Raw genomic sequence first — 15,289 nt, forward strand, 5'->3', positions numbered from 1 at the left:
AAGTAACGTGTATGGCCGGCCGATACCATAAGCTATTTAGTGCTTTTCTGAAATGGAGGTACAAAAATATCTCCAATAAGACTTTTACACACATCCTTAGTGTGGCGGTCGGTTTTTTGGCGGGCCTGGTTTCGGTTACCTTAAAGAACACCACCTATTTTATCGCTTCGATTTTGGAAAAGGGTATCCTACGGTCGAACGGACTCTATTTTATCCTACCCATTTTGGGGCTTACCTTGGTGTATTTGTATGTAAAGTTTGTGCATAAGGAAAAGTTGCGCCATGCCATTTCGGCGATCCTGTTCGCGCTTTCCAAAAAAAAGGCGATCATTGCGCCAAAACAGATCTATGTGCAAATGATCGCTGCCCCATTGACCGTGGGGTTCGGCGGTTCCGTAGGGCTATTGGGTCCGGCCGTTGCCGGTGGGGCCACCTTAAGTTCCAACCTTGGGCGCTTGTTCCATATCAATGCCAAAACACGTTCGCTGTTGATCGCTTGTGCTTCGGCCGGTGCCATTGCCTCAATTTTTCAGTCGCCCATCGCCGCCATTATTTTTGCAGTGGAAGTGTTTAGTATGGACCTGACCCTGCTTTCGGTACTTCCCCTATTGCTCGCCTCGATTTCCGGAGTGTTGACCTCCTATTTCTTCTTGGGAAACGAGGTGCTTTTTAGTTTTACCATCAGTCGGGCGTTCGAAGTAAAGGATACCTTGTTCTACATTGTTTTGGGTGTTGGAACCGGTTTTGCCTCGATCTATTTTACAAAAATGTATTTTGGCATCTTACGCCTATTTAAACCGTTAAAAAGCCCCAAATACCGCCTGTTGGTCGGAGGTTTGGCCATAGGGGCCATGCTTTATTTTATTCCCCCGCTTTACGGGGAGGGATTTGGGTTCATCAATAAACTGCTCGATGGCGATCATGTGGCCGCCTTGGGAAAAACACCCTTCGATGCCTTTATCGGAAACAGTTGGGTGGTGATCGCCCTACTGACAGGCATAACCATTTTTAAGGCAGTGGCAATGACCCTTACCTTGGCAGCCGGAGGCGCGGGGGGAACCTTTATTCCCACAATGGTGATGGGCAGTGCCCTAGGCAACGTAGTGGCGAAAATTATCAACAACCTAGGTTTGGGGTTCGCGGTATCGGAGAGTAATTTTACGCTGATCGGAATGGCCGGTCTTATCGCCGGGGTGTTGCACGCGCCCTTGACCGCTATATTTTTGATTGCCGAGATTACCGGAGGATATGGGTTGTTCGTTCCCTTGATGATTACCGCTTCCATATCGTACCTGATCATGAAAAACGCCATGAACCATACCATTTACACCAAGGAATTGGCGGAAAGCGGTGCACTGTTGACGCATAATAAAGATCAATCGGTATTGACCTTGATGCAGCTTGACGACGTGATCGAACAGAATTTTAAAGTGGTCACCCCGGAAATGACCTTAGGGGAAATGTTGCACCAATCGGTGGCAAAGTCGGCCCGGAATATTTTTCCGGTAGTCGATGAAAAAGAAGCCTTGGTAGGCATTGTGCTTTTGGACGATATTCGGGAATTTATGTTCGACACTTCCCTATACCGGAATACCAAGGTAGAAACCTTTATGCACAACGCCCCCGAACATATCTTCTATGAAAAAGACGACATGAAAAGGGTAATGCACAAATTTCAAAGCAGTGGGGCTTGGAACCTTCCGGTGGTAAAGGGAGGAAAATATTATGGTTTTGTTTCAAAATCAAAATTATTAACCGCCTATCGAAAGGAGCTGGTGAGCTTTACCGCCTAGCGGGGAATAAACCGCGACAATAAAAAGAAAGGATGAAATATATTATTGTACTTATCGTTTTTGCCGCTTTCGGCTGTATCGGATATGGATTTTCCATCAAAGAGACCGCGGAGCTACTTTCCAACAGATTCATCGGCAGTGGGGTGGTACTGTTATTTTTGGTAGCCATGCCCTTGTTCCTCATAAAAGAGAGTAAGGGAAAAAAAATGAAGGACTATATGCTCAACGAGGAGAATATCCTAAAAATGAACAAAAGGGAGAAGGAAAAGTCTAAGCGTCAGGGTCTTAAATCCAAAAAATGACCAAATTATGGGCAAGCGATCCAAAAAATTTTTAACTTTAAAATGCTATTGATAAATCAAATGTTTTGGAGCACGGTTGAAACGCTTCCAATGGGTTGAAAACGTTTGGCCGGCCTACAATACCATTTCCAAGTTAAAATGGTATAACTTAAATTCTTAATTGGTATGACTGGAACTGTAAAATTTTTCAATGAATCCAAAGGATATGGGTTCATTACCAACGACGAGACCGGAAAGGACATTTTTGTGCACGCTACCGCCTTGAACGGCACGCAACTTCACGAAGGGGATAAGGTGGAGTATGTGGAGGAGGAAGGAAGAAAAGGAATGGTCGCCGCACAGGTCGTTGTCTTTGGTTGATGGTATCGCAATAGGTATTATACCATTTCTACCTTGAAATTGCCCATTAAAAATTGCCCTTTTCCGCTAATACTTCAAAATAAAAAACAACCGTAGCTACTGCTATGCTTGATTTTTCTTTTTCGTCCAAGCAAAAAATGGCGGCTTTTTGTTTGGGTAATTTCAAAGCAAAAATGGTATTAGTTCAGGTTTCTTTTTTGGATAAAGAACCGCTTTAACAATGCACTGGCCTCATGTTCAAGAATACCGCCCAGTACTTGGGTCTTGGGGTGTAAGGTGGTCCCGGAAACGGAGAACCCCCGATTTTTATCGGCCGCCGCAAAAACGATCTTATCGATTTGGCTCCAATAGAGGGCGCCGGCACACATTTGGCACGGTTCCAAGGTTACATAAAGCGTACATCCCTTTAAATACTTGCCTCCCAAAAAGTTCGCTGCTGCGGTAATGGCCTGCATTTCGGCATGTGCGGTTACATCGTTCAGTTGTTCCGTAAGGTTGTGGGCACGGGCGATAATACGGTCCTGCACCACAATGACCGCCCCAACGGGTACTTCGCCCTTTTCAAAAGCGGCTTCGGCCTCTTGCATGGCTTTGTTCATAAAATAGGCATCATCAAAAGGGAGCAGCATCACATCGGTTTTAAGGGAACAATAGTAAAGAATATTATGATCGGGCACAAAAAAACCCCGACGGTATTGCCGGGGTTTTTTTAAAAATGAACAATGGCTATTTTATAAATGTCGATGTCGTTTCTTCGAACGATGAAAGCACTAATTTTCCATCGATAAGTTTCAGCTCACCGTTAGCGTTTCCAGAACCATACCATAAATATGGCTCTTCGATGGGATAGATTTCAACTTCTCCATTATATTCGAAAGTCTCTTTCGCCATGAATTGAACAAACACAATTTTGTTTTCTTCAGCCAGGTACGACCATTTTCCACTTCCTTCATGTACATATAAATCAGAGCGCTCGTATGCATTTTCATTGCATAAAAGACCAATGTTTTCCAAAGTCATTTCCTCAGGTTCCGTAATGCTAAGCGGTTTGGATGTCGACGTTGAAGATTCATTTTCGCTGTAGGTCCCATCGGCATTTATAATGATGTTTTGATATTCGAATTCCTGACAAAATTCACGCATGAATGTTACTGTCAGACTTCCTTCAACACAAGATATACTTTTTTCATCCGTATCACATTTTTCAACACCGGCTTCGTATAAGTCTTCAGGATAGTTGTTGTCCACCCAAGTTTCCATCTTCCACTCCCCAACAACCGCTGTATTTCCACCCCAACTTTCTACGGTAACGCACACTTCCTGTGGATTACTAATATTTCCATTTGCATCGTAAACACAAATTTCATAGCAAAATTTACCAGGTTTAATGGTAGAATTAAAGCCAATCTGAAATTGGGCATCATCTGTTTTTGATTGCAAGGTTCTGTTTGGTTTTCCTAAACGAGATTGCAAAAGCGGTTTCTTTTTACTGAGGTTATCGGACAGGTCAATATTATAATAGGTATCTGCAAAAGCACCATCCACATCTTTAAACCTTAAATAGGCTCCCGCTAAAGAAGCATTTGAACTTACGTTAACAACAAAGCCGACATCTTGAAAAGCGCTTTTCCCGGTATTCGAGATATCCATAGTTATGGCATCATTTGGAGTGGGAGGAGTACCCTCTTCTTTCGTAGCACCCTGTATCACCACATTGTCCGCCACGGTGTTTGCCTCCAAAGGGGTCTGTTCCAATAGTTCGGCCTGTTCGTCCATTTCGCCGGCCGAACCACCATTATCATCTTTTCCACAGGAAGCCAATACTACCAAAGCTGCGATGGCAGCCGATCTTAAAATAATTTTCATACGTTTTTGTTGTTTGTTAAATAAACTCAAGATGAGTTCAATAAGAAAAATCTGAACGGATAATTCGTACAAATCATGTGCATGTTCCTTGTTTTGTTGTCAAACGAACGGAAACCGGAGTGAAAGGCGAGGAGAAAAGGCGCTATAGCGTAAGGGAGATGTCGGAAGGAGACAAAGGGCAAGTGGTTATATAACGCCCCTTTTTTTCAAAACCGGAGCACGAAAACCATGGTATAATACAAAAATCCCCGACGGAACTCCGACGGGGACTTGTTACTTATCATTGCACTCGCTTTGAGTTCAGTAGTACTGTTTACTTTTCAAAGTAAAACTTGGAAATATCTTCCACGGAACTGTCATAGTCGCTTACTTCGATCAGCACAAAACTGTTTCCGTTGACTTCCGCTTTGCCATCATACAAAAGCTCGGCCTCCCCGTTCTCAACGGAAGCTACTTCAGTTTCTCCATCTTCTTCCACGGTATAGCCATACTCGACCAAGGTGAGCCTGTTTTCGGCCGTAACATAGGCCCAGTTTCCTGTGCTTTGGTAGCGGTAGGTGCTGTCCTCCGTATAAACCAACTCGCATTCGCTTGCCGCGGCATCGTCGTAATCTTGGTCAGCTCCCTTAAAGTCGATGCTATAAGAACCGTCAGCTTTAATTTCTAAAGTTCCATATTCTTGGGTATAGCACACCGTAATTTCCAATTCTTGCTCATTGGCACAGCTGGTCGTCCAGGTATCGCAATCCGGTTCGCCAATGTTATAGGTTTCGGTTGTCCCGGCATAGGTATATTCTTCTTTTACCAAACTCCATTTGCCGACTACGGCCGCGTTTCCGCCCCAGCTCTCAACAGTGACGCATACTTCGCTCGGATCACTGATATTGCCCTCGGCATCATAAACACAAATTTCGTAGCAAAAGGTACCCGGCTCGATCTGCGCGCTGAAGTCGATGTCCAAATTGGCCTCGTCCACTTTGGACGCCAAGGTTCTGGCGGCTCTTTGGAAAACGGTCTTTCGCGCCGCCTTATCAAACACCTGATTGGCATTGATATCGATATCATAATAACTATCCGAAACGGTACCATCATTGGCTTTAAAACGCAAATAGGCCCCTGTAATATCCCCATCGGAACTTACGGGAATCGTAAATCCCTCGTTGAGAAAGGCCGTTTTTCCCGCCTCCGAAATATCCATGGAAATGGCTCCGTTCGGTGTCGGTGGGGCACCTTCTTCCTTTGTAGCGCCCTGTATCATTACATTATCGGCTATGGTATTTGCCTCCAACGGCGTTTGTTCCAATAATTCGGCCTGTTCCGCCATTTCGCCGGCCGAACCGCCATCATCATCTTTTCCGCAGGAAGCCATCATTACCAAAGCTGCTATAGCAGCCGATCTTAAAATAATTTTCATCTGTTTATATTTATTGTTTTTTAATGGTCAGATGTAATTCGCCAATAATCATTTCGGTTGGTATCAAGAATTGTTATGGCTCATTTCATATGCTTTATTGTTTGTTTATAGGAAAAACTTGAACGTAGAAGTGATGGAAATCATGCCCGTTTCCCCTAGTATGTTGTCAAACCGGGCAAAACCATGGTAAAATCTTTAAATAACGTAGTTTTGTGGTTTCAAATTTGAAACGGTGTCAACGATTCTGGAACATATCGATTCCCCTGCCGATCTACGTAAGCTTTCCGTGGCTAGGTTACCCGAACTCGCCAAGGAATTGAGGGCGTTTATCATTCAGATCGTGGCGACAAAGGAGGGGCATTTAGGGGCCAGCCTTGGAGTGGTAGAACTGACCATTGCCTTGCATTATGTGTTCGATACCCCGAACGACCTTCTTATCTGGGATGTGGGCCACCAAGCATACGGACATAAGATTTTGACGGGCAGAAAGGCGGTTTTTGGTACCAACCGGCAATGGGGCGGGATCAGCGGCTTTCCAAAAAGGGACGAAAGCGTTTACGATGCGTTTGGTACCGGCCACAGCTCAACCTCCATTTCCGCAATTTTGGGCATGGCAATCGCGTCACAGATAAAAGGGGATGCCGACCGCGAGCATATCGCCGTCATCGGCGACGCTTCCATTGCCAGTGGAATGGCCTTTGAAGGGCTCAACCACGCCGGGGTCACCAAGGCCAACGTGCTGATCATCCTGAACGACAATGCCATTGGAATAGATCCTAGTGTCGGTGCCCTAAAGAAATACCTGACCAATGTAAAAAAGGGGACCGCCAAGGACGAAAATATTTTTGAGTGCCTAAACTTTGCATATTCCGGACCAATTGACGGCCACGATTTTAAAGCGGTACTTGAGGCGTTGCAACAGCTTAAAAAACAAAAAGGGCCACGATTGCTGCATGTGATAACTACAAAGGGTAAAGGCCTAAAGCAAGCGGAAGAACAACAAGTGGTGTACCATGCCCCGGGAAAATTTGACCGGCATACCGGAGAGTTGCGGCCAAGTACAAGCGACCTTTTGCCCACAAAGTACCAGGATGTTTTTGGGCATACGTTGGTCGACCTTGCCCGGAAAAACGAAAAAATAATCGGTATTACCCCTGCCATGCCCACGGGAAGTTCCCTGAAGTTCATGATGGAGGAATTTCCCGAACGTGCTTTTGATGTAGGCATCGCGGAGCAGCATGCCGTTACCATGGCCGCCGGGCTCGCGGCCGAAAATATGGTGCCGTTCTGTACGGTGTATTCTACCTTTTTACAACGCGCCTATGACCAAGTGATCCATGATGTTGCGTTGCAAAGGCTTCCCGTGGTCTTTTGTTTGGATCGGGCGGGCATCGTTGGGCAAGACGGGGCCACCCACCATGGAGTTTTCGATATCGCCTATTTGCGGTGTATTCCCAACCTGATTATTTTTGCGCCAAGGAACGAAACCGAACTGCGCAACATCATGTACACCGCACAACTGGGACTTGATCTGCCTATTGCCATTCGATATCCTAGGGGCAGGGGCGTATTGGAAGAATGGAGGCTTCCCTTTGAAAAAATTGAGATCGGTTCGGCAAGGACCTTACACGAAGGGACCCAGGTTGCCGTACTGTCATTGGGGCACATTGGAAACGTAGTAGCCGATGCCATAGCCGAATTGAAAGAGGTTTCGCGGATCGGACATTATGCTATGCGCTTTGTAAAACCCTTGGATAAGCAGTTGCTTCAAAGGATCTTTGAACGCTATTCGTCCGTAGTTACGGTGGAAGACGGTTGCAGGTCCGGAGGTTTTGGAAGTGCCGTGTTGGAATTTGCCAATGAAAATGGCCATTCACGGCCGATCGAGATCTTGGGAGTGCCCGACACCTTTTTGGAGCATGGTACCACCGACGAACTGTACAAGGCAGTGCAATTGGATAAACAGGCTATACAAACAAGCCTAAAACGTATTTTAGATGCGAGCGATAACCGTTAAAAATTGGATGTGTCCCCTATTGTTGGGACTTTTTGTTTTTTCCCTTGGCAATGCGCAGGATTCGATACCGGCCCCGAAAAAGGCCGACTCCGTTATTGTTATACCACTTCCCCCGATTCGGAAGGCCGATACCATAAGCAGGGACAGCATGGCCCTCGATACCGTTATCGTAGATACCCTGGTCATTCGACGGGAACAGCAGCGCATCGAGAACCTGAAAAAGGGCGTTACCCTGAACACCACTATGATTTCGATCAAAAAAACGGAACCGCTGGACCAAGGATACAACAAATTTAAAGTGCCTTCCTTTTGGCAAGAGATCAATTTGTTGGGACTTACCCTAAGTGAAACGGCTTTTGTAAACTGGAATGCCGGTGGAACCACATCCATTTCCGCCTTGGCCAATGCACGTTTCGAAAGGAACTACAAGTTTCGATACATTTCTTGGGAGAACTTTTTGGAAATGCGCTATGGTGTAAACCTACAGGAGGGCCAAAAATTGCGAAAGACCGAGGATGCCCTGCGGGTAAGTTCTACCTTTGGGTACCGTCGCGATACGATCAGCAATTGGTACTACTCGGCAAAGGCCAAATTTAATACGCAATTCTCCGACGGTTTTAAATATCCCGATAGGGAGAATGCGGTGTCCAGACCATTGTCGCCCGGATACTTTTTTCTTGGTGCGGGGGCCAGCTATATTTCCAAGGAACGGCGGTTCAACCTATACATTTCGCCCATTACCCAAAAGGCCACCTTGGTCCTCGATCAGGAATTGGCCGATAAGGGGGCCTTTGGGGTACAAAGGGCGGTACTGGACGATGAGGGGAACGTTCTGGAAAAAGGGGAAAACCTGTTTCTGGAACTCGGCTTCCTGATTACGAATAGCTGGGAGTCCCAGTTGTATAAGAATATGGGCATCAAGCACCGATTGAACCTGTATACCGATTATTTGCAAAGCTTTGGGAACATCGATGTCGATTGGGAACTGAACGTAGAACTCCGCGTAAACGAATATATTGTTACCCAGATAGGGACCCACCTCATTTACGATGACGACATCCTGTTCAATGAGGTAAAAGCGGACGATGGTACCATTACCGATCCTGGAGAACCCCGTTTGCAATTTAAACAGCTGCTCGGGGTCGGCATATCGTATAATTTTTGAGTTGTTCTCACGAAAGCCCTTTACCCCATCAACGGTAGTTTTGTACGTGACCTCACCCGGTTGTTTCGGGTGAAGACCAATGATGGTCAAGGTCCTGATCGTAAACTGCTGGCCGTTATACCATTTTTGGTGTTAAATTACGCAAATAAAAACCAGGGATTTTTTTTGTAGGCGAAAAAGAAAATCCAAGCATAGCCTTAGCTATGGTTAGATTTTATTTTGAAGCATACACGGAAAAGAACAATTTTTAATGGGTAATTTAACACCAGAAATGGTATTACACCATTTGTTTATTGGAATTACAGCTGTTTTCCCATTATTTTGTTATGGATGTGTACCGCGGCACTATCCGAGAGGCTGGCCACATAGCAGCAGGTGTTCAACAATATTTCGGCATCCGGGAGTTCCGTTCTTTGGTAGAAGGCCGGAAGGGTGCGGAGCATCAACTTGTCATAGTTCGATGCCTTTCCCTGTTTGGAGCGCATCAGCGCCGTGGTATACACCTCCAAAATGTCGGAGATGATCTTATACCCGGCAATCTCCTTTTCGATCACTTCCTGCGATTGGTAGATGTTGTTGACGCTAAGATCGATAATATCCGTTATTTGGGCGTTATAACGGCTTTGGTCCAATAAGGACACCTCAAAATCGCCGGCAAGTATCGCTTCTTCGTTCTCGATAAAAATGCGAACGGCATCGTTGATCAAGGTATTGATGGCCAAGGCCCTCAAATAGCTCAGGCGGTCTTCCTTGTAGGCCAGGGAGTTGTACTTTTTGGTATTGATGCGGTCTTTTACCAGTTTGATCAGGTATTCCAGGGCATAGTCTTCAGAAATCAGTCCCAGGTTGATGCCGTCCTCAAAATCGATAATGGTGTAACAGATATCGTCGGCCGCTTCCACTAAAAAGGTCAAAGGGTGCCTTGAAAAGGAAAGGTCGTTCCCCGTTCGTGTCGCCCGTAGCCCCAAGGTTGTGGCAACGTCCCGAAAGGTTTCTTTTTCCGATTGAAAAAATCCGAATTTTTTGTCCGCGATATGTGGCGTCGGCTTTTTGGGCAAGGACTCCTTTGGGTATTTGGTAAAAGCGCCCAAGGTTGCATAGCTGAGCCGTAGTCCGCCCGCAACCCCTTCCTTTGAGGCCGTCAATAACTTGAACCCATTGGCATTTCCTTCAAAATCGATAATGTCCTGATATTCCTTTTCCGATAAAAGCCGCTGAAAACGTTTTCCGTTCCCGGTTTTAAAATACTCACCAATGGCTTTTTCCCCACTATGGCCAAAAGGCGGATTGCCGATATCGTGTGCCAAGGCCGCCGCGGCGACGATGGCGCCAAAATCGTTAAAGCGGTATCCATGCACCGTTTTCAAATGGGGATGCTTTTCCAATAGCTGTTTTCCGGCACTACGCCCGATACTGCGTCCTACTACGGAAACCTCCAAACTATGGGTCAAACGGGTATGTACAAAATCGGTCTTGGATAAGGGGATCACCTGCGTTTTGTCCTGTAGGCTTCTAAAAGCCGCGGAGAAGATAATACGATCATAATCTACTTCGAAACCCAAGCGGGTCTCATCCTGTTCTTTCCGGAGCCGTTTATGCGTATCGCCATGCCTTTTTAAGGAGAGTAGTGTTTCCCAGTCCATATGTTGTATTAAGGATTCGCAAGATACATTTTTTGGATTTTCCAATACCCGGAACTACGGGGCGGATTACGGAGAGGGAAGTAAGCAATACCGTTTGAACTTTGAAATGGTATGGGCATGATTGTCCGCACCCTGTTCGATGGCTGTTGAACCAGGTATTTCATGGTCTTCGGTGCCGACCAAAAACATAACCTTTTGAACATGGTATCGTAATCTCGACTTAACCATAACTTAACCTAATGCATTTTTCTTTGCAGAAAAATTAGAAAGGCATGAAGCATGTTCTGTTAATGGTGTTGTTGTTCGGTTCCTTTACGGTGTTTGCACAGCGCACGGGAATCGTAAAAGGCCATATCGGCGATGCCGCCGCAAATGGGGAAGCGCTTTTGTTCGCCGATGTACATGTAAAAGGCACCGATGCTGCCACGCAGACCAATTTCAACGGAAATTTTGAATTGCTTGCCGTGCCTACGGGAAAACAGGTGTTGGAAGTGACATTTTTAGGATACGAACCGCTGGAGGTAGAAGTGGAAGTGCTCGCGGACAATACGGTACGTATCGATACGAACATGAATCCGGAACAGCTACGTTTGAAGGATCTGGGAATTGCAACCGTAACGGCCTCCGAAACAACAATGAAGCCGCCCGTTACCGAGGAGCAAGAGGATTAATACCATTTCAACATGGTATTACAAAATAAGACATTGAACTCGTTTAAACTTTTTGCGTTTAAGCGAAAATCAGTCATTTTTTGGCCATTTGAAGGCTTTTTTGAGTTGCATAGCAGGGTTACGAAAGGAAAAAAAGGCAAAGAACGGACGAAAAAGGGCGATTTTTTAGCAAATGGAAAAAGTTTAAACGAGTTCATACAAAAAGCTCCACAACTTTAAAAAGTTATGGAGCTTTTTTGGTGGTAATTGGTACCGGCAATTAGTCTTTGGTAACTACGGGGGATTTCGTTTTCGTGTCTACGACACTTGCAATGGTATTGTTGTCAAAAGCGACCTCTTTTTGGTTTCCATTGTTCCAAAAGTACCAGGTTCCGGTACGGGCGCCTTTGTAATATGTTCCTAAGGATATTTTTTCACCTTTCTCGTTAAAGCTGGCCCACTCGCCATGCAGTTTTCCCGCCAAATCGAACGTGCCTTGTTGTCTTACACTACCATCTTCGTGGAAATAGGTCACCTCGATCAGGTTGGTTTCCTTGTTCAACTTCGCTTCTCTATCTTTTTGAGCGTACCCCATTGCTGCGCTAAGCATCAAAAGGGCGGTCATGAGTATTACTTTTTTCATCATTATAACTTTAGTCGATACTTCAAAGGTACTAAAATTTACGTTTAAAGAACCATTTGTTTACATTAAATTTACATTGAAAACGTTTTTAAGCGCTTTATATTGTGCGTATCCCCTGTTTTTGTGGCATTTTTTTGATTTTAGGCCTTTCATGCACGCAACTATTTTAAGGAAAATCAAATTATTGTCGTTTGCTCAAGTATTCTTTTGGCAAGCAGTCAAGAATAGCCCGTAAACCAAGGGTTTGAAGAATTTAATGGGTTTGAAGGGGATGATTGGGGTCGAATTTTCATAACCTTAATTTAACATCATTGCTAAATTATAATGGCACATTTGTGCTTATTTAAAATAAATGGGGGAGAACCTATATTTTTTTATGGTCGTCGCGCTGGCGGTCTTGGCGATAACCGACTTGGTGGTAGGGGTCAGTAACGATGCCGTTAATTTTTTGAATTCCGCAATAGGGTCAAAGGCAATTTCCTTTAAAACCATTATGATAGTGGCCAGTGTTGGTATTGCGTTCGGCGCAATGTCCTCCAGTGGTATGATGGAGGTGGCCCGAAAAGGTATTTTCAATCCCGGAGAATTTGTTTTTGCCGAGATCATTATCATTTTTATGGCGGTAATGATAACGGACATTCTACTATTGGACTTTTTCAATACCTTGGGAATGCCGACATCTACTACGGTTTCCATCGTTTTTGAACTGTTGGGCGCCGCCGTGGCCATTTCCCTGGTCAAGATTTTTGACAACGGGGGCGGTTTTCAAGAACTGTCGGGTTATATCAATACGGACAAGGCGACACAGATTATACTGGGGATCCTATTATCGGTAGTGGTCGCGTTCAGTGTGGGCGCGCTTATCCAGTTTATCACCAGGGTCCTGATCTCCTTTAAATTTACCGAAAAAGCAAAATGGGTAGGTGCCGTATTTGGCGGTTTCGCCATAACGGCGATCGTATACTTTATCTTGGTAAAAGGCCTTAAAAGTGCCGCAGTACTTCCGGAAGAGGTTACCGTTTGGGTGGCAACGAACCAGTTCTTGTTCCTATTGGGCAATTTTGTGCTCTGGACGCTGCTCTCATGGTCGGTGACCGTTTTCTTTAAAATTAATATTTATAAGGTCATTATCGTATTGGGCACTTTTGCCTTGGCTATGGCGTTCGCCGGCAACGATTTGGTCAACTTTATAGGGGTGCCCCTTGCCGCGATGGAATCGTTCAACGCATATACCGCATCCGGAAAACTTGCTCAGGATTTTACCATGGAAGGCTTGTCGGCAGCAGTGTATACGCCCAAATATTTATTGTTGGCCTCAGGGATGATCATGGTGGTCACCTTATGGTTTTCGTCCAAGGCAAAAGCGGTGGTCAAGACCAGTGTGGACCTTTCCCGACAAGATGAGGGAGATGAGCGGTTCAGCCCCAACTTTCTTTCCCGCCAAATAGTGAAGTACACCATAAAGGCCTCGGAAAATTTGGCCGGTATTATACCAATTTCCATTTCGAAGAAAATTGACGCCCAGTTCGAAAAACCATACGTGTATGTACCCAAGAGCAAGTCGCAGGACCTTCCCGCTTTTGATCTGGTGCGTGCCTCCGTAAACTTAATGGTCGCCAGCGTGCTGATATCGTTGGCCACCAGTATGAAACTTCCCTTGTCCACCACCTATGTCACCTTTATGGTGGCCATGGGCACCTCTTTGGCCGACAGGGCCTGGGGTCCCGAAAGTGCGGTTTATAGGGTCGCCGGGGTATTGAACGTTATCGGCGGGTGGTTTTTTACCGCATTTAGTGCGTTTGTGGCCGCCGCCATTATCGCTTACGTTATACACCTAATGGGTTTTGCGGCCATTGTGATATTGTTGATCCTAGCATTTTTATTGATCGGTAAAAATTACATTTCCCATAACAAAAAAGTAAAGGAGACCAAGTTGGAGGAGAAACTGCAAAAAGCGGAAAGCAACTCCATTAACGGTGTGATCGAAGAGAGTTCGGCAAACATTTCGATGGCCATCCGGCGCGCCAACAAAATATATACCCAAACCATCGACGGACTGGCAAAACACGATGCGGACAGGCTTAAAAAGAGTAGAAAGGGCATACAAAAGCTCAACAACGAGGTAGAAGGCCTACGGGACAATATTTTCTATTTTATTAAGAACTTGGACGATTCCAGTGTGGGCACCAGTAATTTTTACATTACCGTACTTGGCTATTTACAGGACATGACGCAGTCGGTAGAGAACATCTCTAAAGCCAGTTACAAGCATGTAAACAATAACCACAAGAAGTTGCGTTTCAACCAGATCAAAGATCTTAAGGAAACCGATGGCTTTATGGAACAATTTTTTGGGGATATCGAAGCCTTGTTCGGTGACAAATCATTCGCGGCGCTTACGCCGCTCATTGCCGACAATCAAAACCTTTTTGAAAAGGTAGAGCAGAAAATCCAGAAACAGGTCGAGCGTACCCGTTCGGACGAATCGAGCCCCAAGAATACCGCACTTTATTTTAGTTTGTTGCTCGAGACCAAAGACCTTCTGGTGGCTACAATGAACCTTTTGGAGATTTACAACGAATATGCGGAAGCATAACAAAATATTGTAATTGGACATAGCGGTCCGGGATTCAACCGGGTCACCCGAAAAAAACTACAAATGGCCCCTATCAAAAAAGGTTCTTTAAAAACCCTATACTTAGGCATGCTATTGTGCTACACGCTAACGATGGCACCTGCATTTGCGCAAACACCGGAACTTACGGCTGCCGAACTGTTGCAAAAAGCCATCGCGTTCCACGATCCGGAAGGGGCATGGCCCACGTTTTATGGAATGTTATCGATCAAGCTGATCACCCCAGATGGCAAGGAGCGTATGAGTACCGTTACCATAGACGCTCCAAAGGAATATTTCAAGCTTCGCACGGCAAAGGAGGGCAATTTTACGGAACATAGTTTGAACAAGGGTGTCTGTACGCTAAGCCTGAACGGTAGTACTAGCTTTTCGGAAGAAGAGGCCATAGCACATAAATTGGATTGCGAAAGGGCACAGCTTTTAAAAAATTACTATACCTACCTGTATGGGCTCCCGATGAAGTTGACCGATGCGGGAACGATAATCGATCCCGAGGTACGGACCCGTACTTTTAAAGGAAAGGAGTATTTGGTGTTGAAGGCCACTTACGATGAAACCGTAGGGAACGACACCTGGTACTTTTACTTCGACCCCGATACCTACGCTATGGAGGTATATCAATTTTTTCATGAAGAAGCGGCAAAGGATGGAGAATACATACTGCTCTCGGATTTTGAAAAGGTTTTGGAAATGAACCTCCCCAAAACAAGAAAATGGTACTATAACAAGGACGATACCCATTTGGGAACCGATGTGTTGACCCAAGTAGAAGCGCTGTCCTCCGCTGAAGGAAAGGATTAG

General features: G+C 45.4%; 13 protein-coding genes. 8 read left to right on the top strand and 5 right to left on the bottom strand.

Features of this window, described 5'->3' with window-relative positions; translation table 11 throughout:
• Positions 1-11: 11 nt before the first annotated feature.
• From ACRD7P_RS09100 to ACRD7P_RS09110, 3 genes are all read left to right on the top strand, one after another.
• Positions 12-1,793, top strand: coding sequence for a chloride channel protein (locus tag ACRD7P_RS09100; RefSeq protein ID WP_430907312.1), 1,782 nt, complete (start codon positions 12-14; stop codon positions 1,791-1,793).
• Positions 1,794-1,825: 32 nt separating this feature from the next.
• Complete coding sequence (locus ACRD7P_RS09105) at positions 1,826-2,095, top strand: hypothetical protein (RefSeq protein WP_430907238.1); 270 nt, start codon at positions 1,826-1,828, stop codon at positions 2,093-2,095.
• Positions 2,096-2,260: 165 nt separating this feature from the next.
• On the top strand, positions 2,261-2,455 hold the full coding sequence (locus ACRD7P_RS09110; protein ID WP_430907239.1) for a cold-shock protein: 195 nt from the start codon (positions 2,261-2,263) through the stop codon (positions 2,453-2,455).
• A gap of 179 nt (positions 2,456-2,634) precedes the next feature.
• Here ACRD7P_RS09110 and ACRD7P_RS09115 read toward each other — a convergent pair whose 3' ends face one another.
• The 3 genes from ACRD7P_RS09115 to ACRD7P_RS09125 all read right to left on the bottom strand — a co-directional run bounded on the left by ACRD7P_RS09115 (position 2,635) and on the right by ACRD7P_RS09125 (position 5,735).
• Positions 2,635-3,084, bottom strand: a complete 450-nt coding sequence (locus ACRD7P_RS09115) for a nucleoside deaminase (protein ID WP_430907240.1) — start codon at positions 3,082-3,084, stop codon at positions 2,635-2,637.
• 97 nt (positions 3,085-3,181) lie between these two features.
• On the bottom strand, positions 3,182-4,321 hold the full coding sequence (locus ACRD7P_RS09120) for a hypothetical protein (protein ID WP_430907241.1): 1,140 nt from the start codon (positions 4,319-4,321) through the stop codon (positions 3,182-3,184).
• A 313-nt stretch (positions 4,322-4,634) separates the two neighbouring features.
• Positions 4,635-5,735 (bottom strand): hypothetical protein, encoded by a 1,101-nt coding sequence (locus tag ACRD7P_RS09125; RefSeq protein ID WP_430907242.1) that lies wholly within the window; start codon positions 5,733-5,735, stop codon positions 4,635-4,637.
• A gap of 232 nt (positions 5,736-5,967) precedes the next feature.
• On the opposite strand from ACRD7P_RS09125, the gene dxs reads away from it, so the two are divergent.
• Positions 5,968-7,752 (top strand): 1-deoxy-D-xylulose-5-phosphate synthase, encoded by a 1,785-nt coding sequence (dxs, locus tag ACRD7P_RS09130; RefSeq protein WP_430907243.1) that lies wholly within the window; start codon positions 5,968-5,970, stop codon positions 7,750-7,752.
• Entirely contained in the window at positions 7,733-8,917 is a 1,185-nt protein-coding gene (locus tag ACRD7P_RS09135) for a DUF3078 domain-containing protein (protein WP_430907244.1), read from the top strand. The genes dxs and ACRD7P_RS09135 overlap by 20 nt, the downstream gene beginning before the upstream one ends.
• Positions 8,918-9,216: 299 nt before the next feature.
• On the opposite strand, the gene dgt is transcribed toward ACRD7P_RS09135, so the two are convergent.
• Positions 9,217-10,560: a dGTP triphosphohydrolase gene (gene dgt, locus ACRD7P_RS09140; RefSeq protein WP_430907245.1), complete on the bottom strand. Its 1,344-nt coding sequence runs from the start codon at positions 10,558-10,560 to the stop codon at positions 9,217-9,219.
• A 272-nt stretch (positions 10,561-10,832) separates the two neighbouring features.
• Between dgt and ACRD7P_RS09145 the strand changes: the two genes are divergently transcribed.
• A complete protein-coding gene (locus ACRD7P_RS09145) occupies positions 10,833-11,231 on the top strand; it encodes a carboxypeptidase-like regulatory domain-containing protein (RefSeq protein WP_430907246.1) in 399 nt (132 codons plus the stop codon).
• A 259-nt stretch (positions 11,232-11,490) separates the two neighbouring features.
• On the opposite strand, the gene ACRD7P_RS09150 is transcribed toward ACRD7P_RS09145, so the two are convergent.
• Positions 11,491-11,853, bottom strand: coding sequence for a toxin-antitoxin system YwqK family antitoxin (locus ACRD7P_RS09150; protein WP_430907247.1), 363 nt, complete (start codon positions 11,851-11,853; stop codon positions 11,491-11,493).
• A gap of 352 nt (positions 11,854-12,205) precedes the next feature.
• On the opposite strand from ACRD7P_RS09150, the gene ACRD7P_RS09155 reads away from it, so the two are divergent.
• Both ACRD7P_RS09155 and ACRD7P_RS09160 read left to right on the top strand, forming a co-directional pair.
• Positions 12,206-14,449: an inorganic phosphate transporter gene (locus tag ACRD7P_RS09155; RefSeq protein ID WP_430907248.1), complete on the top strand. Its 2,244-nt coding sequence runs from the start codon at positions 12,206-12,208 to the stop codon at positions 14,447-14,449.
• A 63-nt stretch (positions 14,450-14,512) separates the two neighbouring features.
• On the top strand, positions 14,513-15,289 hold the full coding sequence (locus tag ACRD7P_RS09160) for a DUF6503 family protein (RefSeq protein WP_430907249.1): 777 nt from the start codon (positions 14,513-14,515) through the stop codon (positions 15,287-15,289).

This window comes from Maribacter sp. 2-571 (assembly GCF_050589625.1).
Taxonomy (GTDB): domain Bacteria; phylum Bacteroidota; class Bacteroidia; order Flavobacteriales; family Flavobacteriaceae; genus Pelagihabitans.